23 protein-coding genes are annotated in these 18,181 nt (G+C 36.1%); 9 read left to right on the forward strand and 14 right to left on the reverse strand.

Annotated elements, in window-relative coordinates; genetic code table 11:
• Window positions 1-45 precede the first annotated feature (45 nt).
• The 7 genes from G5W_RS0101565 to G5W_RS0101595 all read right to left on the reverse strand — a co-directional run bounded on the left by G5W_RS0101565 (window position 46) and on the right by G5W_RS0101595 (window position 6,573).
• The gene (locus tag G5W_RS0101565) at window positions 46-1,029 is read right to left on the reverse strand and encodes an NAD(P)H-quinone oxidoreductase (RefSeq protein ID WP_010093615.1); all 984 of its coding nucleotides are present in this window, start codon (window positions 1,027-1,029) and stop codon (window positions 46-48) included.
• A 157-nt stretch (window positions 1,030-1,186) separates the two neighbouring features.
• On the reverse strand, window positions 1,187-1,960 hold the full coding sequence (locus tag G5W_RS0101570; RefSeq protein WP_010093617.1) for a YjbA family protein: 774 nt from the start codon (window positions 1,958-1,960) through the stop codon (window positions 1,187-1,189).
• 142 nt (window positions 1,961-2,102) lie between these two features.
• Window positions 2,103-2,309: a YuzI family membrane protein gene (locus tag G5W_RS0101575; RefSeq protein WP_010093618.1), complete on the reverse strand. Its 207-nt coding sequence runs from the start codon at window positions 2,307-2,309 to the stop codon at window positions 2,103-2,105.
• A gap of 299 nt (window positions 2,310-2,608) precedes the next feature.
• Window positions 2,609-3,847 carry a beta-ketoacyl-ACP synthase II gene (gene fabF / locus G5W_RS0101580; RefSeq protein WP_010093619.1) on the reverse strand — a complete coding sequence of 413 codons (1,239 nt, stop codon included), beginning with the start codon at window positions 3,845-3,847 and terminating at the stop codon, window positions 2,609-2,611.
• Window positions 3,848-3,900: 53 nt separating this feature from the next.
• Window positions 3,901-4,839 carry a beta-ketoacyl-ACP synthase III gene (locus tag G5W_RS0101585; RefSeq protein ID WP_010093620.1) on the reverse strand — a complete coding sequence of 313 codons (939 nt, stop codon included), beginning with the start codon at window positions 4,837-4,839 and terminating at the stop codon, window positions 3,901-3,903.
• A gap of 122 nt (window positions 4,840-4,961) precedes the next feature.
• Complete coding sequence (locus G5W_RS0101590; protein WP_010093621.1) at window positions 4,962-5,924, reverse strand: BMP family ABC transporter substrate-binding protein; 963 nt, start codon at window positions 5,922-5,924, stop codon at window positions 4,962-4,964.
• A 34-nt stretch (window positions 5,925-5,958) separates the two neighbouring features.
• Complete coding sequence (locus G5W_RS0101595) at window positions 5,959-6,573, reverse strand: hypothetical protein (protein ID WP_010093623.1); 615 nt, start codon at window positions 6,571-6,573, stop codon at window positions 5,959-5,961.
• Between the two features lie 127 nt (window positions 6,574-6,700).
• Between G5W_RS0101595 and G5W_RS0101600 the strand changes: the two genes are divergently transcribed.
• The gene (locus tag G5W_RS0101600; RefSeq protein ID WP_010093625.1) at window positions 6,701-6,880 is read left to right on the forward strand and encodes a YjzD family protein; all 180 of its coding nucleotides are present in this window, start codon (window positions 6,701-6,703) and stop codon (window positions 6,878-6,880) included.
• Between the two features lie 90 nt (window positions 6,881-6,970).
• Here G5W_RS0101600 and G5W_RS0101605 read toward each other — a convergent pair whose 3' ends face one another.
• On the reverse strand, window positions 6,971-7,342 hold the full coding sequence (locus tag G5W_RS0101605) for a hypothetical protein (RefSeq protein WP_010093626.1): 372 nt from the start codon (window positions 7,340-7,342) through the stop codon (window positions 6,971-6,973).
• A 95-nt stretch (window positions 7,343-7,437) separates the two neighbouring features.
• On the opposite strand from G5W_RS0101605, the gene G5W_RS0101610 reads away from it, so the two are divergent.
• Window positions 7,438-8,247, forward strand: a complete 810-nt coding sequence (locus tag G5W_RS0101610) for an undecaprenyl-diphosphate phosphatase (RefSeq protein WP_010093627.1) — start codon at window positions 7,438-7,440, stop codon at window positions 8,245-8,247.
• A gap of 45 nt (window positions 8,248-8,292) precedes the next feature.
• On the opposite strand, the gene G5W_RS0101615 is transcribed toward G5W_RS0101610, so the two are convergent.
• Together G5W_RS0101615 and G5W_RS0101620 are read right to left on the reverse strand one after the other, a co-directional pair.
• Window positions 8,293-8,604 (reverse strand): metal-sulfur cluster assembly factor, encoded by a 312-nt coding sequence (locus tag G5W_RS0101615; RefSeq protein WP_010093628.1) that lies wholly within the window; start codon window positions 8,602-8,604, stop codon window positions 8,293-8,295.
• Window positions 8,605-8,671: 67 nt separating this feature from the next.
• Entirely contained in the window at window positions 8,672-9,430 is a 759-nt protein-coding gene (locus tag G5W_RS0101620; protein WP_010093629.1) for a YqiA/YcfP family alpha/beta fold hydrolase, read from the reverse strand.
• A 145-nt stretch (window positions 9,431-9,575) separates the two neighbouring features.
• On the opposite strand from G5W_RS0101620, the gene G5W_RS0101625 reads away from it, so the two are divergent.
• The 4 genes from G5W_RS0101625 to G5W_RS0101640 all read left to right on the forward strand — a co-directional run bounded on the left by G5W_RS0101625 (window position 9,576) and on the right by G5W_RS0101640 (window position 11,410).
• Window positions 9,576-10,406, forward strand: a complete 831-nt coding sequence (locus G5W_RS0101625; protein ID WP_010093630.1) for a Cof-type HAD-IIB family hydrolase — start codon at window positions 9,576-9,578, stop codon at window positions 10,404-10,406.
• A gap of 216 nt (window positions 10,407-10,622) precedes the next feature.
• On the forward strand, window positions 10,623-10,772 hold the full coding sequence (locus G5W_RS23925) for a hypothetical protein (protein WP_010093632.1): 150 nt from the start codon (window positions 10,623-10,625) through the stop codon (window positions 10,770-10,772).
• Window positions 10,773-10,967, forward strand: a complete 195-nt coding sequence (locus G5W_RS0101635) for a DUF3813 family protein (RefSeq protein WP_010093633.1) — start codon at window positions 10,773-10,775, stop codon at window positions 10,965-10,967.
• Between the two features lie 179 nt (window positions 10,968-11,146).
• Window positions 11,147-11,410: a NifU N-terminal domain-containing protein gene (locus G5W_RS0101640; protein WP_010093636.1), complete on the forward strand. Its 264-nt coding sequence runs from the start codon at window positions 11,147-11,149 to the stop codon at window positions 11,408-11,410.
• A 91-nt stretch (window positions 11,411-11,501) separates the two neighbouring features.
• Here G5W_RS0101640 and G5W_RS0101645 read toward each other — a convergent pair whose 3' ends face one another.
• On the reverse strand, window positions 11,502-11,888 hold the full coding sequence (locus G5W_RS0101645; RefSeq protein ID WP_010093639.1) for a membrane lipoprotein lipid attachment site-containing protein: 387 nt from the start codon (window positions 11,886-11,888) through the stop codon (window positions 11,502-11,504).
• 14 nt (window positions 11,889-11,902) lie between these two features.
• Window positions 11,903-12,745, reverse strand: coding sequence for a YitT family protein (locus G5W_RS0101650; RefSeq protein WP_010093642.1), 843 nt, complete (start codon window positions 12,743-12,745; stop codon window positions 11,903-11,905).
• A 97-nt stretch (window positions 12,746-12,842) separates the two neighbouring features.
• On the opposite strand from G5W_RS0101650, the gene G5W_RS0101655 reads away from it, so the two are divergent.
• The 3 genes from G5W_RS0101655 (at window position 12,843) to yppF (ending at window position 16,423) form a co-directional block, all read left to right on the forward strand.
• Window positions 12,843-13,703 (forward strand): DegV family protein, encoded by an 861-nt coding sequence (locus G5W_RS0101655; protein WP_010093643.1) that lies wholly within the window; start codon window positions 12,843-12,845, stop codon window positions 13,701-13,703.
• A gap of 135 nt (window positions 13,704-13,838) precedes the next feature.
• Window positions 13,839-16,073, forward strand: a complete 2,235-nt coding sequence (locus G5W_RS20210) for a beta-propeller domain-containing protein (RefSeq protein ID WP_010093644.1) — start codon at window positions 13,839-13,841, stop codon at window positions 16,071-16,073.
• A 164-nt stretch (window positions 16,074-16,237) separates the two neighbouring features.
• Window positions 16,238-16,423: a YppF family protein gene (gene yppF / locus G5W_RS0101665; protein WP_010093645.1), complete on the forward strand. Its 186-nt coding sequence runs from the start codon at window positions 16,238-16,240 to the stop codon at window positions 16,421-16,423.
• Between the two features lie 103 nt (window positions 16,424-16,526).
• On the opposite strand, the gene G5W_RS0101670 is transcribed toward yppF, so the two are convergent.
• Complete coding sequence (locus G5W_RS0101670; RefSeq protein ID WP_010093646.1) at window positions 16,527-16,955, reverse strand: DUF1801 domain-containing protein; 429 nt, start codon at window positions 16,953-16,955, stop codon at window positions 16,527-16,529.
• Window positions 16,956-16,989: 34 nt separating this feature from the next.
• A complete protein-coding gene (locus G5W_RS0101675) occupies window positions 16,990-18,150 on the reverse strand; it encodes a PstS family phosphate ABC transporter substrate-binding protein (protein WP_010093647.1) in 1,161 nt (386 codons plus the stop codon).
• Window positions 18,151-18,181: the final 31 nt, after the last annotated feature.

Below are 18,181 nucleotides of genomic sequence, written 5' to 3' on the forward strand. Positions count from 1 at the left end.
AGAAAAAGTCTGAGCATCCTTTGAATTTCTCAAAGCTAGAATGAACTAGTTCCCCTGTACTTGAATAATAATCTTACCAATATTACGGTTTTCTTCCATATAGGTATGAGCCTTAGCGGTGTCCTCTATCGGAAAGACAGTATCTACTATTGGTTTAATACTTCCATTCTCGAAATAAGGTATAACAACCTCAGTAAATTCCTTCGCTAAATTAGCTTTATATTCATCACTTCTTGGTGTTAATAGTGTTCCATATAATTGTACATACTTGGCCATTAACGCCATTAAATTAACGTTTGGAACGACACCGCCACCAAGGGTTCCAATTAACACCCATCTTCCACCCTGTTTAATACTAGCTAAATTCTTCTCCCAATAATCCGCACCAATAAAATCTAATATAAGATCGACACCTTTGCCATCTGTCGCTTTTAAAACGTCTTCTTCAAAAGCTTTTTCCTTATAATTTATCAAAACATCTGCACCCAATTGTTGACAGAAATCTAGTTTTTTCTGAGACCCTGCAGTCACAATGACCTTCGCATCCGATATGTGTTTGGCTAACTGGATGGCCGCCGTTCCTACCCCACTTGCACCAGCATGAATCAACACTGATTCGTGTTTCGTAAGCTTACCAATCCAGTATAAAGTTTGAAATGCAGTTAAAAACACTTCTGGTATGGCTGCTCCTTGTTCAAATGAAAAGTTATCTGGAATCTTCATTGCTCGATCAACTGGCATAAGAGCATATTCAGCATATCCGCCACCGTTTACTAATCCCATTACTCGTTCACCAACAGCGAATGGACTATTTCCAGTTACATCTTCCACTATTCCAGCAACCTCTACACCAAGTACAGGATTTTTCATATAACCTGACTTTCCTTGTCTAGTAATGATATCTGTACGATTTACCGCAGCATTCTGCACCTTAATCAGCAGTTGCCCGTCCATTGGTTTTGGAGTTGCTAGTTCTGTCAATTCTAGTTGTTCAGGTCCACCTGGTTGTTTAACAGTAATACCTTTCATTATGGATTCTCCTTCTCTTACAAAATGACGTCATATATTCATGATGCACCTTTTGTAAATAGAATATCAAATAAAATGTCTTTCCTAAGGGGACAATGGTTGTGTATTGATTCATAGAATACCCATAAACAAATAGAATCAGTGAGAGAATAAACCCTCACTGATTCTTTGATTTTTGTTTGGATGCGCCTTCTGCGTAATTGCTCTCAAGCTCCCACATTTTTTCCAAGAATGGTTGCCCTTTTATTAGTTTTTCACAAAGTTCTTCATGATCAAGACTCCAACCGTATTTAACTCCATCATATAATGCTTGCCATACTTCGTCTTCATCCATATAACGAATATCGGGATACTTCTTAGGATCCCATTCCGTTAACCAATAACGAAGCTCTTCTATATTATTAGAAGTCCTGAGTTGATCCAACCCCATCATAAGCAGTTGCTTTAACTGTCTTTCTCTTCTAGTTAACCCGAAAATTAGCTCTGGTGACATGGAAAGCATATGATATTCTTTTATATACCTAGAGTCATCAAAACCGAAGCTTTGTGGCTTTGATTTTCCAATCATTTCATATACAAGCTGTTCTTGTCTTGGGATTAGTCTGCTTTTTCGAATTGGTATACGATACCCGATAGTATCAAATGCTATAATATCATTTCCGTCGGTTACAATACATGCATAGTCTACTACGGATCTCTCTTGACCTTTTCGAGTATACGCACGTTTGTATATAGCATCTAATAAGCCTTTCGGTAAGTCATGCATATCATTTTCAATGTATTGAAACAATGATTCTGTTATGTAAATTAAAGGCACTTGATCAAGTAATTCAATACCATCATCTTTTCGCCATTCATGAAAATAACAAACATTATACCCGTTTTCTTCTCCTTCAAACCAGTTGACCCAAACATCGTGTAAGTATAACATAAAACACCCCTCACTCCCACAAAGAATCTTTACCTGAGGTTGCTCAAAAAATACCATCTCTACCAGTATTTTTGAACATCGCTTTAGAATACATTATGACCATCATTTGAAAAATTATTCGATAGAGTGAAAATTACCCGAGTTAGGGTCTATTTGGAAAAGTATAAATTACAAACGTCATCATTAAAACGCCTATTGGCAAAAGATAGCACTCGAATCTACTCCCCACATACAAAAAATATTCTGCCCAAGATACCCCAGCTGGCAAAAAATTCATATACGCTATCAATGTCACTCCACCCGTTACAGCTAGTCCAAATCCGATTAAAAATAAAAACAAATGCCCCATTATCCAACCACCTAGCTTGTCCATTATTTTTAATTGATTATATGCACTACATATAGAAACTATGATAGAGATGATAGATATAATAGGCTAAAAGGTAATATTTCGGGCTGATAGTTCTCCTAGCAGGATCATATTTGTCGGGGAGGGATTATGTGCTAGCACGGTGGACTTATATTTTTCGGAACAGGGACTTTGTTCTCTCATGGTGGGCCCATATTTTTCAGTACAGGGACTATGTTCGCTCGTAACTTGTTCATAAAACCAATGAAAAAGACTGACCATTACAGTCAGCCTTCACATTATTGATATTTTTTAAAGACAAGTGCTACGTTATGTCCACCAAAACCTAATGAATTACTTACAACTACATTTACATCTTGCTTTCTCGCTTTATTTGGAACATAGTCTAGGTCTAAATCAGGATCTGGTGTCTCGTAATTGGTTGTTGGTGGAATAACTCCGTTTTCAATTGCCTTAACAGAGATGACAGCTTCTACTCCACCAGCCGCTCCCAATAAATGACCTGTCATTGATTTAGTTGATGAGACGGCAAGCTTGTAAGCATGTTCACCGAAAATGGTTTTTATTGCTTCTGTTTCATATTTATCATTTAGGTCTGTGCTTGTACCATGAGCATTAATATAATCTACATCCTCAGGCTTTAACCCTGCATCCTTTAGTGCGTGTTGCATTGCTCTAGCAGCGCCCTCACCATGTTCAGCAGGAGCAGTGATATGGTATGCATCTCCAGTTGCACCATAACCCACAATTTCAGCATAAATACGTGCTCCACGAGCCAGTGCTGTTTCAAGTGATTCTAAGATTAGGATACCTGCACCTTCACCCATTACAAAACCATCTCGATTTTTATCAAACGGACGACTTGCTATAGAAGGGTCATCATTAAAGGATAGTGCCTTCATTGCTGAGAAACCAGAAAAGGCCATGTTTGTAATTGGTGCTTCACTACCCCCAGCGATAATGTAGTCCACATCTCCACGTTGTACCGCTTTAAATGCATCTCCGATTGAATTTGCCCCAGATGCACATGCTGTTACCGAACATGAGTTAATTCCTTTTGCACCTGTCTGAATCGATACCTGTCCAGCAGCCATATCTGGGATCATCATTGGAACAAAGAAAGGACTAACTCTTTTTGGACCCTTTTCAACAAATTTCATAAATTGTTCTTCATAAGTTTTCATTCCACCAATTCCAGAACCAATCCAAACACCTACACGGTGGGCAATTTCATCCGTTATTTCTAAGTTAGCATCCTTTAATGCCATCTTGGAAGCTGCTACAGCGTATTGTGTGAAAGGATCCATTTTTCGTGCATCTTTTTTATCAACATAAAGAGAAGGATCGAAATCCTTTACTTCAGCAGCTACCTTAGCAGGGAAATCTTCTTTATTTACTTGCGTGACAAAATCAATTCCTGATTTACTTGCTAATAGACTTTCCCACATTGTATTCACATCATTTCCAACAGGAGTAATTGCTCCAACCCCTGTTACAACAACTCTTCTTTCTGACATGATTTTAGTATTCCTCCTATAATTTAGTATTCAACAGAATCAAAGGATGACAATTATCGTCCCCAGCGTAATGAAATTGCTCCCCATGTTAAACCTGCACCAAATCCTACTAATACAACTACATCATCTTCCTTAATTTTACCATTCTTTACACTTTCCGATAAAGCCATAGGTATAGATGCAGAAGAATTATTTCCATATTTGTTAATGACTTTTGCCATTCTATCCTCTGAAATTCCTAATTTCTCCATAGCAGCTTCCATGATGCGGATATTAGCTTGGTGCGGAATTAGAAAATCAACATCCTCTTTCTGTAACCCTGCTTTTTCAATGACATTGATTGATGAATCTGGCATTTGTCTAACTGCAAATTTAAATACTTCACGGCCGTTCATTGCTAGGTATCCATCATCCTTCTGATATAGGTGCTTACCGCCAGAACCATTCGCACCTAACTCGAATGCTAATATACCTCTTCCATCGGAAACTTCACCTAGGACAGCTGCCCCTGCACCATCTCCAAAAAGCACACAGGTATTACGATCAGTCCAATCTGTTATTTTCGAAAGTTTTTCAGCACCAACAACAAGTATATTTTTGTATACCTTTGTTTCTATAAACTGTTTTGCAGTAATCATACCGTACATAAAGCCAGCACATGCAGCACTAATATCCATTGCCGCGGCATTCCATGCACCGAGCTTTTCCTGTAGCATACAGGATACGGATGGAAACGGTGTATCCGGCGTAACTGTTGCTACTAATATCAAATCTATTTCTTCAGGGCTAATATTTGCATCTTCTAAAGCGCTTAAAGATGCATGGTATGCCATATGTGAAGTATTCATATCATCATCAGCGATTCTTCTTTCCTCAATTCCTGTTCTAGTTCGAATCCATTCATCACTTGTATCAACCATTTTTTCCAAGTCAAAATTCGTTAAGATCTTTGTCGGTACATAATGTCCAACACCTAAAATTCCAACACCCATTTTTACATCTCCTCACAACGTTGTTATTATCAAATATTATGACTAGGTACTAATTTTAATGCAAAAAAGAAAGACTTGCAAGATACAACTACTCCATCCCAATCTAATTCCATGACAAAAAATCAATATTGATTGGGTAGCAAGCCTGTTTTTTTGTACTCTTCAATATATTCATTTAAGGATTTTTGAAAATACTTTGGCACCTCTTCACTGTATTCTCCCAATGTAATTAAATCATCCTTAAAATCAAAAGACATGATTTCCCCTTTTAATGTTCCATTATGAAACTTTTCCGCTGCTAATACATACAGTCGATCTACATGCTGCACGGTACTCGTTAACACCGTTTTTGGTTCAATTTTATACTGGTCAGAAACAAATCCAATTGCATAAATTTGATCCTCACTTGCTTGTTTTATGATTTCTTCACTGAAATCATCTCCAGCAGGATAAATAACATCTACACCTGATTGTTTCATTTTATTATATGCTCGTAAAGCGACATCCTTGTCATTCCAGTCATAGATAAATTCCATGTTCACATTTGTGTTGGCATTCTTAAATTTAACACCTTCATAAAATCCTTCTATTTCAGGTTGCCATTGATATGCCGCAATAATTCCTACTTCATTTGATTTAGACATTTGACTTGCGATCATTCCAGCAAAAAAACCCATTGCATGTGAATTGAACGTCAGACTTGTAAGATTTTCACTATAATAATTCCCATTTGTATATATAAAATGGATATCTGGAAAACTCTTAGCTAAACTATAAAATTGCTCCCCATATATACTACTATGGCCAATTATTAGATTAACTCCTTCATCAACGAGCTCACTAACCGCTTTTGAGATTTCTTCGTCTGTTTCCACATTTTCGATAACTTCTACTTCCACATCAAACTTATCTTCAATAGCAAGAAGACCTTTATAACCTTTATCATTCCATGGATTATCCTCTACTGTCCCCTTCACCATCATACCCACCTTAAACAAATTACCTTGTTGATTATCTTGGGCACAGCCAACAATAAAGATTAAGCTTGTTATAACGAACAGGTAAATAGAATATCTTCTCCTCAAGTTAGTGCACTCCATTCAGTATCTATATAGTGAGTTAATAAAATTGTTGGTAGCGTTGGTAATGTGATTTTATTTTCCTCAGACTTTCCTCTATAGGTCTATTGTCACGAATATAGATAGAATTTTCAAGTTTTACTGCATCATCTAGGAAAATTTTTTTTGAAAGCACATCAATTCTTTGAGATATAACGTCAGCATTCAATACAGGATAAGTTGCTTGAACAAAATCATGAATATGCACTGCATCCCTCCGAAACTCATCTGAGTCGAAGGTGATAAAATGATTATCATGATAAAAACCCGTTTCGTTCATATCCATCCATTCTCCAAATAGTATTGGAGGGTTTATTACTACAGTGTTAGGTAATTTCTGTGGTGAGTTACCTATTGGAATGTGTATTATCCGATTACATGTAATATTATTGGGAATGTCCACTTTTCCAATAATAAGCATAACATCAACCTGATCACTTGGGTCAAATGTTTCCATTAGTTCAAAAGAACTATTTCTTCCGACAAGCATATATAAATTTTCTTTCTTATTGGTATTAATCTGGTCTACCCCTTTTACTACCATTCCCTTTTCGAGAAAATAATTAACATAATGATACCCAATCCAATGAAAACAATTTTGGATTAAAATCTTCATAACGATTCCTCCCTCTCTCTGTAAACTATGATTTAATACTTTTCATTTATGTATTGGTTTGGTAAAATTAATATGGAATTTATATTAGCTTAAAAATTTTGCGGAAAATAAAAAATGAGGTGTACATATGCGTTATATCTTTACGATTATTTGGGCAGTTCTAATTTCGTTCGTGCTATCTTACGTGTTATCAAGTATGGGTGGCGAATCATTAGACCTAGTTGCTACATTTGTTTTAGCTGCTGTATTCTCTATCATTGTTTTCCTTCTTGGAGACGGCATGTTACGCGAGAAAAAAGAGCAATAAAGATGATTAGAAAACCCTTGCCTTGTAATCTGGGGCAAGGGTTTTCTCTTTTTAAACTATTGTATGGTATTCTCGCTGAACGCTATTTGATTAATACCATGGAAGGACACTTAAAGCAGTAAGTGCAGCTAAAGGTAGAACTAATCGTCTAAATCTTCTTCTCGGTCCAAAGCCATAGCCAGGAAAACCAAACCCTGGAAATCCGTAACCATATGGTGGAAAACCTCCGAAACCATACCAACCAAACTGACGTAGTTCGCCCATATTCTGCATCATTTGGGATGGATCATTTTGCATCATTTGAGATGGAGTTTCATTATCAATCGGAACAGCAAAATATACATATTCTTCATCTAAACCCGTAATTATACCATCAAAATTTGTGCCATCCTCTAGCTCAGCTAGTACGTATGAATGCATATGATTTTTGCACAAGTCATACATATGTTTTTGGTGAGACATTCTCATCGACCTCCTCACAAATTAGACTATTCACACGCCCATTAGGTGGTTACAGAATTAGCCAATTGTGAAGTATTTTTCTAAGGAGAATATAAATGGATAATGATTTTATTACATTAATACAATACATATTGTTAGGGTTATTACAGGGTTTTACTGAGCCTATCCCTATATCTTCTAGTGGTCACATTGTTCTCGCCCGAGAGCTATTTCATATTGAAACTCCAGGCATGACATTTGAAGCAATTGTAAATACAGGATCTTTAATTGCTGTGATTATCATTTATTTTAAGGATATATCAAGACTGACTAAAAATGGTTTCCGCTATATTCTCACTCGTGATCAAGAGGCAAAGAGTGATTTTCACTTTATACTGTTATTAGTAATCGCAACTATTCCAGCTGGCATATTTGGGTTATTACTAAATAACAGTTTTGAAGCTAAGCCATTTATTGTTGGGATTACATTATTAATCACAGGTGTTGCGCTATGGATTATTCGTAATTTAAGAGGAAGAAAAGGAGAAAAACAAATCTCTACAAAAGATGCAATTATTGTCGGACTAGCCCAATCTGTGGCACTGTTTCCGGGTATCAGCAGATCTGGTGCTACCATAGTTGCTTCTATGTTGCTAGGAATGAAACAAGATACAGCATTGCGTTTTTCTTTCTTACTCTACATCCCGATAAGCTTAGGTGTTGCTGTTATGTCATTCAGTGATATAGTAGGCGATGAGAGTCTAAAAACGCTACTAATTCCTTATTTATTAGCGTTCATGGCGTCGATAATAGCTTCCTATTTCGCCTTAAAATGGTTTATGAATATCATGGCTAAAGGGAATTTAAAATACTTTGCGTTTTATTGTTTTGTGGTAGGTACACTCGTCATATTATTTCTAAAATAAAGCAAAAGCCAGCAGACATTTATTAGTCCGCTGGCTTCTCTTTTATCAATCTGGAATTCCTAATGCTATCTTGGCATAACGTGACATTCTTTCCTTACCCCAAGGTGGGTCCCAAACAATATCTACTCTCGTTTCCTTTACTTCAGGTATATCGTATAGTGCACGTTGCACATCGGCTTCAATATGAGCAGATAATGGACAACCCATTGCTGTAAGTGTCATCGTCACTACACATAATCCTTCATCATCTAAATCTACATCATATATTAACCCGAGGTTAACAATATCAATACCTAGCTCAGGGTCAATTACATTTTCAAGAGCTCCCATGAGATTTTCTTTTAATGCTTCATCCATGGTTTTCCCTCCTTCTATCATCTTACTTTCATTTAAACATATTTTCTTACTTTTTTAAATGATTTACCTACAAATGGCGCACAAACCATTTCACGGTCTCTAATATAGCAGGTCTACTTACCTTGTGATCCCGATCCTTCTCACGGATGAAATGAATGTTTTCTTCCGTTCTATAGATTTTCTTGACCTTTTGATAAAAGCTATAAGAATGCTCAAATGGCACAACCGAATCACGATCTCCGTGCCAAATTAACAAAGGTCTATCATTTAATTTTTCTGCTTGTAGGGATAAATCCCTTGTTGCTAATGTATCATATAACTGACTTATCTCTTGTTGAGACAAAGGTAAATTGCCTGCTTTGCTATAAACCTCCACTAACTCTCTAGCAAATTCTGTTAATTTAGGAGAACCCATTAATATGGCTGCTGTTTTTATCCACTGATACTCTGACAATGCCGCGGCTGTTGTAATGCCCCCCATGCTTGTACCCGCAACACCGATTTTCCCATCTAAGATAAGGTTTTTACTTACTAACTCATGATTAATCATTTCTAATTCTTTTACGTTTTGTAGAACGATGTTAAACAAGTAATATCGAACATCCTGAATGTCAGCTGATTCCCGTTCACCATGATACATACTATCTGGCAAAATAACGCGGATTCCTTGTTCTGCCAGTAAAAATGCTAGCGGTAAGTTGTGTTCCTTAGCACTAGTAATTCCGTGAAAATAAACGACTGTTGGTAAGGAATCATTTTCTCTATCTAAGTGAACTACAGTTAGACTTGGTATTCCAGCAATTTTCTCTTTCTTTATTCCAATCATTTGCAACTTCCCCTTATCTTAGTTTCTCTAGTTATATGATAGTACGTTTAGGAAAATAGTTAAACTAATTTAACTGAACTATTACACAATATCCCTTTACATATAAGCAGAACACGAATAAACTAAGGACAATGAGGTGAATAAAATGACAAAACAACATCTAATCGCTTTAGATCTTGATGGTACACTACTGTCTGATGACAAAGTAATAAGTGAAAAGAATAAGAAAATTTTGAAAAATGCAATGGATGATGGTCATATTGTTGTCATTGCGACTGGCAGACCCCATCGAGCTAGTATCCAGTATTATCATGAGCTAGGCTTACAAACACCGATGGTTAACTTTAATGGCGCGTTAATCCATCACCCCCAAGATAATAAATGGGATGTCCTCCATAATCCTATGCCAAGAAGAACAGCCCTAAGTATCGTACAGACATGTTATGATTTGGATGTTCAAAACGTTTTAGCTGAAGTGATGGACAATGTCTATCTTGATAAATACGACCAAGATTTAATTGACATATTTTATCAGACAAAAGATGACTCACCATTTGTCATTGGAAGTTTAAAAAGTAAGTTAAATGAAGATCCGACATCATTATTGATTCATCCAAAAGAGGAACACATTACAACTTTAAGAGACCATCTGGATGAATTTCATGCAGAAGTAATTGAGCATCGAAAATGGGGAGCTCCTTGGAATGTTATTGAAATTGTCAAAAAAGGAATAAATAAAGCAGTTGGATTAAAAAAAATCGCCCACTACTACCAAATACCAGAAGATCGAATCATTGCCTTTGGTGATGAGGATAATGATCTAGAAATGATTGATTATGCTGGTGTTGGTGTTGCAATGGGAAATGCAATAGACCCATTAAAATCAATCGCAAAGCATGTTACAGTTACGAATCAAGAAAGCGGAATTGGTGTATTTTTAGAAGAATATTTGAATTTAAAAGTAAATGTAAAGTAACAACAGTGGTTCCGATATTTTCCTTCAATAAATTTAATACCTTTCTTCCATACTACAAGTGAACGGTTAACAAATCGTTCACTTTTTTAAATGCTTTGCTTCAACTATAGCTCATCCTTTTATTACATTCTAAATGGAATGTAACAACGTGATTTTCCTGGTTGAGATTTCATACCAGCTTTGAACACCAAGTCTTTCTTACTGGGAGGAATTGTCTTGGGCAAAGGGAGTAAATCGAGAAGGTTTAGTCAACAAAGCGCAGATGCTGTAAAGAAACATGCGGAAAAGTTTCCGTATCGTTCTAACTTCACAGAAGCGGAACGAAAAAGCGAGGAAGCAGATAACCATACAGTAGGAGGATTTTAAATGCAGAACAATTTATTACAACAAGCTAAAGATGCCGTGACAAAGTTTACGAATAATCTTGCTGGTGGAGCATCTGAGCAGGACAAGCAAGCAGCTCATAATGCTATTCAAGCTGCGATGAATGATGCAACTCCTGAAGAAAAACAGCAATTACAGCAATTACAGCAACAATTAGATCAAAATACGCTGAGCTAGTCTCTAAAAGATTACGTTAGCTTGTGATGGTAATAGCTAGTTCATTCTTTGGATGAAACGGGATTACTGATGAAACAAGCTTATTAATAGGTGTTCCATTCTGGAGCACCTATTTTCTTTTTTATCTGTTCCTTTCTGCTAAGATAGATGTAAATGAAGATTTGGGAGGTTTAAGTAAAATGGGAGTGCGAGCAGAAGCTACACCAAATCCAAATGCAATAAAATTCACTACTGATAAGATTATTTTTGAAGGAACAAACAGTATTTCAGTAAAACCTGGAGATACGAGCGAACATGAAATTATGAATGATCTATTACAATTAGAGGGTGTTGATAATGTCTTTGGTTATCAAAACTTCATTACGATTAACAAGAGTTTTGATGCCGAATGGGACGATGTTACACCTCGTGTAAAAGAAGTGTTCGAAAAACACGGTTATTGACACATAGTTCCATATGAAAAAGAGGATGAGGTTTATTCCCCCATCCTCTTTTTCATAAGCAAGGATCTTTTATTGCTCTCCTGTTGTGTTTTTAGTTCACATCAATTGGAATATAATTTGGATTTATAATGCTACCATCTTTTCCTTTTGTATACATTTTAACAATGAGTACTTCTTCTAGTTCTTCTGGAAGTTCAATAGTTAGGTTAAATTCTCCCCATTTACCTTCTACCTCTACTTGTTGTTCCTCTAACAGGATATTCTCATTTTGTTCCACCTGGTAAAAGAACGTATCATCCCATACATCAACTTCACCAGTAACTAGTGCTTGATTATCCTTAATTTCAATATCGATATTTTGGAAATTCGCATAAACGTCTGAATTTGTATTAGCTTTAGACTCTTGTCTCTCATCTGTATCATTTCCGCAAGCCGTAAGAAAGAACACTATACATAATATAAATAAAACCTTTCTCATATCCATCATTCCCCTTATTCTTTTCGAAAGAAACCGTATATCCCGGTTGTTTGTACAATATTCGTGAAAGCCTCTGGATCAATCTCTTTAATAATCTTTTCTAAATCATACAACTCATAACGTGTAATAACTAAATAAAGCATGTGTTTTTCTTGATTGGTATATGCACCAACAGCCGGTAAGATCGTAATCCCACGCACCATTGTGTTATGTATGGCCGTTTGTAATTCTTTCGCTTTTTTCGTAACAATCATAGCTGTAAGCTTATTGTATCTCGTATGAATAGCGTCTATTACTCGAGTAGTTACATAGAGTGCAACCATCGTATACAAAGCATTTTCTGGTTCATAAAGAATTCCAGCTAAAGCAATAATAATTGCATTAAGGGTAATGAAATAAAAACCGATTGGCTTATCGTTCATACGTGATAATACCATGGCTACAATATCCATACCACCTGTAGATGCCCCTACCTTTAATGTCATTCCTACACCAATACCAGCCACTAAACCACCAAACACCGCATTTAAGATAATGTCTTCTGAAAGTTCTACTATTGGTAAAAATTGTAGAAAAATCGATGAAAAAATTACCGATACAATACTGTAGATGGTAAAACCTTTCCCTACCTTAAACCATCCTAAAATAAATACTGGTATATTTAATAGGAATAATAGAATACCAGTGGAAACACCAATTCCTATAAAATCATTAAAAACACTTGAAATCAATTGAGCAGAGCCAGTAAAACCACTTGCATAAACATTAGCGCTCTCTAAAAACAAATTAAGTGAGAGTGCATTTAATAAAGAACCTATGATAACGACTAGAATTCGTTTCGCTTCGATTAAAAACATAACAGTCTCCTTTTTTTAGCAATTACTTTGACTATATCCCATTATAGCTATAAACTAAAAATAATATAATTATTTCATAGGATTGAAGGTGACACGTGTGAGTGTAAAAATTATGGCAGATTCAGCAAGTGATTTAACTAAAGAGTACTTCTCAGAATATAACATGGAAATGGTATCCTTAACTGTACATTTAGATGATAAGGATTATGAAGACGGGATAAATATTACACCTAAAAACGTTTTTGATGCAATGAGAAATGGTAAAAGTCCTAAAACTTCGCAGGTTCCTCCTCAAGCGTTTAAATCTATTTTTACCGAGTATGCAAAGTCTAAACAACCATTAGTATATTTAGCGTTTTCTTCCGAGCTTTCCGGCACATATCAAACAGCTAAAATGATGGAACAAGAGGTAAAAGAAGAGTATCCTGAAGCCGACATCCATGTAATGGATACAAAATGTGCTTCTATCGGATATGGCTTAGTGGTTTTAAACGCAGCCAAAATGGCTCAAGAAGGAAAAAGCATGGAAGAAATAATCGACGACGCCGAAAAACGTGCATTACATATGGAACATATCTTCACCGTTGATGATTTGGAGTATCTTAAACGTGGTGGGCGCGTTAGTAAAACAGCAGCCTTCGTTGGCTCATTACTAAATATTAAGCCTATCCTTCATGTGGAGGATGGTAAATTAATCCCACTCGAAAAAATGCGAGGAACAAAAAAATTACTAGGTCGTATCCTTGAAATTATGGAAGAGCGTGGCGGCAATTTAGAAAACCAAGTAGTTGGTATTAGTCACGGTGACGATTTAGAACGCGCCGAGAAGCTAGCAGAAATGATCAAAGAGAAATTTGGTGTAAAAGAAGTTGTAATTGAATACGTTGGTTCAGCAATCGGTGCTCATGCTGGCCCAGGCACAATCGCATTATTTTTCTTAAATAAATCTTTTTACTAAAATAACCCAATTGGGTTATTTTTTTGTCTTAAAATAACTAACCAATCTTTATTAAGAAATATATCCGTTCTGAAACATATCTTAATCTGGTCGCGTCTTACTCATAAAGGATAATAATTCCTAGGGGTGAAAAGAATGGTTAAAAGGATTGGGTTAATTAGTATTATAGGAATAATAGGAGTTTGGATGATTATTGTGTTAGGCTTCTCAAACAAAATAACTGCAGAAATACCTTCTGAAACGAGCTTTGTTCCGGTCTTTAAGGATTGGAATATTCACTTTTCAGAACCCATGGATCCAAAAACATTTACAGAAAAAACGGTAGTGGTAGCCAATAAGAATGGAGAACAGGTCCCTCTAGAATTGGAGTGGAATGATTCCTTTACAGTTCTAACGATACACGCACCAAAGGATGGATATTCTATAGACGAGCAATATGAGATCTCCTTTTCTGATCATGTGAGAACAGCTAGCGGTAAAGCGTTATCAAAGGCATTTAAACATCGTTTTACAGCGGTTGCAGATTTACCTACTATCAAAAATCAAAAACAGCTCGTTCAATTATTAAAAGAAAGAATGAATGAAAATAGGAATGAAATGGTTTCGATGAACGAGGTTGTCGAAGAATCTGCAGATAGTGCTGGGGGGGCGGAGTCTAAAGCCTCTACTAGTGGTAGCCCTGGAAGTTCTACGACTAACGTGCAAGTCCAAGGTATCGATGAAGCTGACATTATTAAATCAGATGGCAAGGCCGTTTACTTTGTTAGAGATAGTGATATTCTAATTGCTTCAACTGAAAAAGAAAAGAGTAAAGTGCTTAGCAAAATCAACGTAAAGAATTATTATCCGCAGGAGCTATACCTTTTTAAAAACTTGTTAATAGCTATCGGCAATAAATCAGAACCACTCCGTGATAAACGGCCAGATGACAAAGTGGGTATTCCTGAGCCAATCTATCATAACCAAACTACGATACTTGTATACGATATATCAAAACCTAACGAACCACACCAAGTTCGTGAGGTTAGTATTGATGGTTACTATAATACATCCCGGCTTTTAGATGGGTACCTTTATCTTATTGCAAATGAGCATCCGCCCTATCATATCCTTACTGACATACAAAAGGATGTTGATATAAGACCGTTTAAGATGGACACTACCGTAAGTGATGAAAGTATACCTGTTGAATTTGAAGATATGTACTTCTTCCCAGAAAGTAAAGAAGAGCAATTTCTCATTTTAACATCACTCGATTTAAATAATATGAAAAAAGAAGCAAATGTTGAGACTTATCTCGGAGCTTCTAATCAAATTTATATGTCTCATCACAACCTCTATGTGGCTATCGACCAATATAAAAATGTCGAGTCTTCTAAAACAGAGTCTGAAACAACAGACCAAGCAAAAATCGGCATATGGCACCCACAAGAAGTTAATACGGAAATTACCCAGTTCCGAATAAATAAGGGCAAATTAACCTATAATGCTTCCACAATAGTTGACGGAACACTGTTAAATCAATTCGCTATGGATGAAAGGAATAACACATTCCGAGTTGCAACTACAAAAGGGAATACATGGGATGATGAAGCATTATCGACAAACAATCTTTATACGTTCGATAATGATTTACAACCTCTAGGATCAATCGAAGGGCTTGCAGAAGGTGAACGAATCTACAGTGTACGCTTTATGGAGGATGTTGCTTATATGGTAACGTTCAAGGAAGTAGATCCATTGTTTGTGATTGATCTAAAGGATCCTAAAAAGCCTACGGTGCTTGGCGAATTAAAGATACCAGGCTTTAGTAATTATCTACACCCACTTGATGAAAATCATGTAATTGGCTTTGGTCAGCATACAGAACTTGTGAAAGAAGATGGTATGAAAGAACCCCTCGTTAGAACTGACGGAATAAAGATATCCGTATTTGATGTCAGTGACCCAACAAAACCAAAAGAAAAATTCAGTGAAATCATTGGGCAAGGTGGTTCTTATTCCGAGCTTCTTCATAATCACAAAGTATTATTCCAACATCCGACCGAAAACCTATTTGGATTCCCTGTTGTTCTATCTGAAAATAAAACAGTACGGAAAGATAATATAACGTATGAAGAATACCATGTGATATTTGAGGGGGCATTACTTTACGAGATTTCTCCTGAAAATGGAATTAAACTTAGAGACACCATTACTCATCAGGGAGAATTTGAGGAATATCCAGAGTGGACATCTGAAATAAAAAGATTAATCTCAGTAGATGACACTATTTATACATTCTCTTGGGATCAGATGAAAGCTTATGATTGGAATAAAAAGCAACTGTTAACCAGTGTAGAATTTCCTGAATTATCATTTGAATATTAGGGAAAGTAGGAGAATGTTCTGTGAACATTCTCCTTTTATTAGGATTCCTCTAATACTTTAAATTAACCTTTCACAAAATTAGCAAATATCAACATGAAATCTCCTTCTTAATCATATATTGATAATAAAAGTTGTCCGAGCAACCTTACAAGAGGGGGATTTCCATGCTAATAAATGAATTAATTTCTGATTATGAAACGGATCGAAATGAAGTACCCAAAACACTAAACGACCTCTTAGATTACTACCAACAAAAATACATTGCTGGTCAAATAGATATTAGGTTTTACCGTGATGTGTACAACTTTCTTCATCAACAAGGAGCTACTTCAGCTCATGAATACGTTTAGTTCAGAGTCCTTTTTGGGCTTTTTTCTTTTTTAATATAGGTTCACATGATAATAGTTTACTTTACAAAAAAATGACTATCATCTCCGATAGCCATCTTTCCTCTTATTCTATTCCATCTGGATAGGTTTCTTTTAAAAACTTTATGGATTGATTTATCATTTTCTTTAAAACTTCTACATCGATATCAGCAATTTTATTAATATATACACATGCTTTTCCTGTTGTGTATTTACCAAAGTTTTGCAAAATCTCTTCTCGTTCTGGATCACCCGTTGCAAAATATAGACTTATTTTTGCCTTTCTCGGAGAAAACCCGACTAGTGGTGCATCCCCCTCATGCCCGGAGGCATACTTATAATGATAGGAGCCAAAACCAATAATACTGGTGCCCCACATCTTTGCAGGATATCCAGTCGTCTCTGTAAAGATATCTAGCAACCGATAAGCGTCCTCTTTTTTCTTTGGACTATCAACTGTTTCGATAAACTCGATAACATTACTTTCATTTTCCTTTGTTTTTAATTCGTACACATTATCCACTCCAATCACTTTCTCACTTAAATTATCATAAATCTGAACCGATTGGCACATATCCCGTCTTTTCAATAATAGATTGCCCCTGACTTGAAAGAATCCATTCGATAAATGGTTCTATATTAGGGTTCTCACTACCTGCTGTTACCACATAAAAGGTCTCTGTAATAGGGTATTCTCCATTTCTAATGGTTTCTAATGTTGGGGCAATTCCATCTATTGCTAAATGCCGAATAGAATCGTTCTTAGCCATTTCATTGGAATAAAAGCGAAATGTGTATCCAATTGCATTCTTATAATTTTTATAATTTGCCGTTTCTTCAATAATTCCGCCCATTAAACTTATTATATCCTCTGTTGGTGGGGTCATAATTGGTGTATCCGCCATTAATTGTTCCAACGTTGTTTGGCTTCCACTATCTGCTGGTCGTTGAAAAGCACGAATGGAATCGTTGGCTCCCCCTACGTCTCCCCAGTTCGTTATTTCTCCTGAATAAATTTTCTTGATTTCATCAAGTGTTAATCCACTGACTTCGTTTTTCGCATTGACAAAGAATACAAATGCTTCTTTTCCAATTGGGGTTAGCTTTAACTCTACTCCCCTATTTTCAGCTTTCTTCAGTTGTGCCTCTGAAGGACCTAAAGCAAATATCATATCTACCTTCCCATTTATTAGGTTTTCATATGCATATGGAGTTCGAGTAGAGATTACTTCACTTTCATATACGTCATATTGCTTCTCTGGATATGTAGCTTGAACAAAAGCAGCGTAAATTGGATATAAGGCTGTAGCTCCATCAATCTTTGGAAGTTCTCCATCTATCTTAAAGGTTGCAGGATCGTCAAGACTTACAGCCTTCGTTGGTTCACCGAATGGCTGATACTCGTATAAATCTACACTGTCATTTGCTAATGTTGGGATCGCTTTGTCATATAAATGTATACTTTCATATACCATAATGGTTAAGATTGCAGCCGAAATAAATGTGATAGCGCTTCGGCGCAGTGCCTTACCTTTTACGATGTTAAAATAATGATTAAAAACGAAGAAAAGAATGCCAATTGTTACAATTATAATGAAAGGAATATAAAACTTATATATACCTAAAAACAGCGTAACCATACTAACTACAAAGGCAGCAAAACATATCGCAATACTTGTTAATAAAAATAAGAATAGACGAAATCCCAAACAAATCCCTCCCCATCTCCCAATCAATCCC

Source organism: Ornithinibacillus scapharcae TW25 (genome assembly GCF_000190475.1).
Taxonomy (GTDB): domain Bacteria; phylum Bacillota; class Bacilli; order Bacillales; family Amphibacillaceae; genus Ornithinibacillus; species Ornithinibacillus scapharcae.

Bases quoted from the DNA above. Each gene is read 5' to 3' on its own strand.
- G5W_RS0101565 (WP_010093615.1), bottom strand. From the start codon at position 1,029: ATGAAAGGTATTACTGTTAAACAACCAGGTGGACCTGAACAACTAGAA.
- G5W_RS0101570 (WP_010093617.1), bottom strand. From the start codon at position 1,960: ATGTTATACTTACACGATGTTTGGGTCAACTGGTTTGAAGGAGAAGAA.
- G5W_RS0101575 (WP_010093618.1), bottom strand. From the start codon at position 2,309: ATGGGGCATTTGTTTTTATTTTTAATCGGATTTGGACTAGCTGTAACG.
- fabF (WP_010093619.1), bottom strand. From the start codon at position 3,847: ATGTCAGAAAGAAGAGTTGTTGTAACAGGGGTTGGAGCAATTACTCCT.
- G5W_RS0101585 (WP_010093620.1), bottom strand. From the start codon at position 4,839: ATGGGTGTTGGAATTTTAGGTGTTGGACATTATGTACCGACAAAGATC.
- G5W_RS0101595 (WP_010093623.1), bottom strand. From the start codon at position 6,573: ATGAAGATTTTAATCCAAAATTGTTTTCATTGGATTGGGTATCATTAT.
- G5W_RS0101600 (WP_010093625.1), top strand. From the start codon at position 6,701: ATGCGTTATATCTTTACGATTATTTGGGCAGTTCTAATTTCGTTCGTG.
- G5W_RS0101605 (WP_010093626.1), bottom strand. From the start codon at position 7,342: ATGTCTCACCAAAAACATATGTATGACTTGTGCAAAAATCATATGCAT.
- G5W_RS0101610 (WP_010093627.1), top strand. From the start codon at position 7,438: ATGGATAATGATTTTATTACATTAATACAATACATATTGTTAGGGTTA.
- G5W_RS0101615 (WP_010093628.1), bottom strand. From the start codon at position 8,604: ATGGATGAAGCATTAAAAGAAAATCTCATGGGAGCTCTTGAAAATGTA.
- G5W_RS0101620 (WP_010093629.1), bottom strand. From the start codon at position 9,430: ATGATTGGAATAAAGAAAGAGAAAATTGCTGGAATACCAAGTCTAACT.
- G5W_RS0101625 (WP_010093630.1), top strand. From the start codon at position 9,576: ATGACAAAACAACATCTAATCGCTTTAGATCTTGATGGTACACTACTG.
- G5W_RS0101635 (WP_010093633.1), top strand. From the start codon at position 10,773: ATGCAGAACAATTTATTACAACAAGCTAAAGATGCCGTGACAAAGTTT.
- G5W_RS0101640 (WP_010093636.1), top strand. From the start codon at position 11,147: ATGGGAGTGCGAGCAGAAGCTACACCAAATCCAAATGCAATAAAATTC.
- G5W_RS0101645 (WP_010093639.1), bottom strand. From the start codon at position 11,888: ATGAGAAAGGTTTTATTTATATTATGTATAGTGTTCTTTCTTACGGCT.
- G5W_RS0101650 (WP_010093642.1), bottom strand. From the start codon at position 12,745: ATGTTTTTAATCGAAGCGAAACGAATTCTAGTCGTTATCATAGGTTCT.
- G5W_RS20210 (WP_010093644.1), top strand. From the start codon at position 13,839: ATGGTTAAAAGGATTGGGTTAATTAGTATTATAGGAATAATAGGAGTT.
- yppF (WP_010093645.1), top strand. From the start codon at position 16,238: ATGCTAATAAATGAATTAATTTCTGATTATGAAACGGATCGAAATGAA.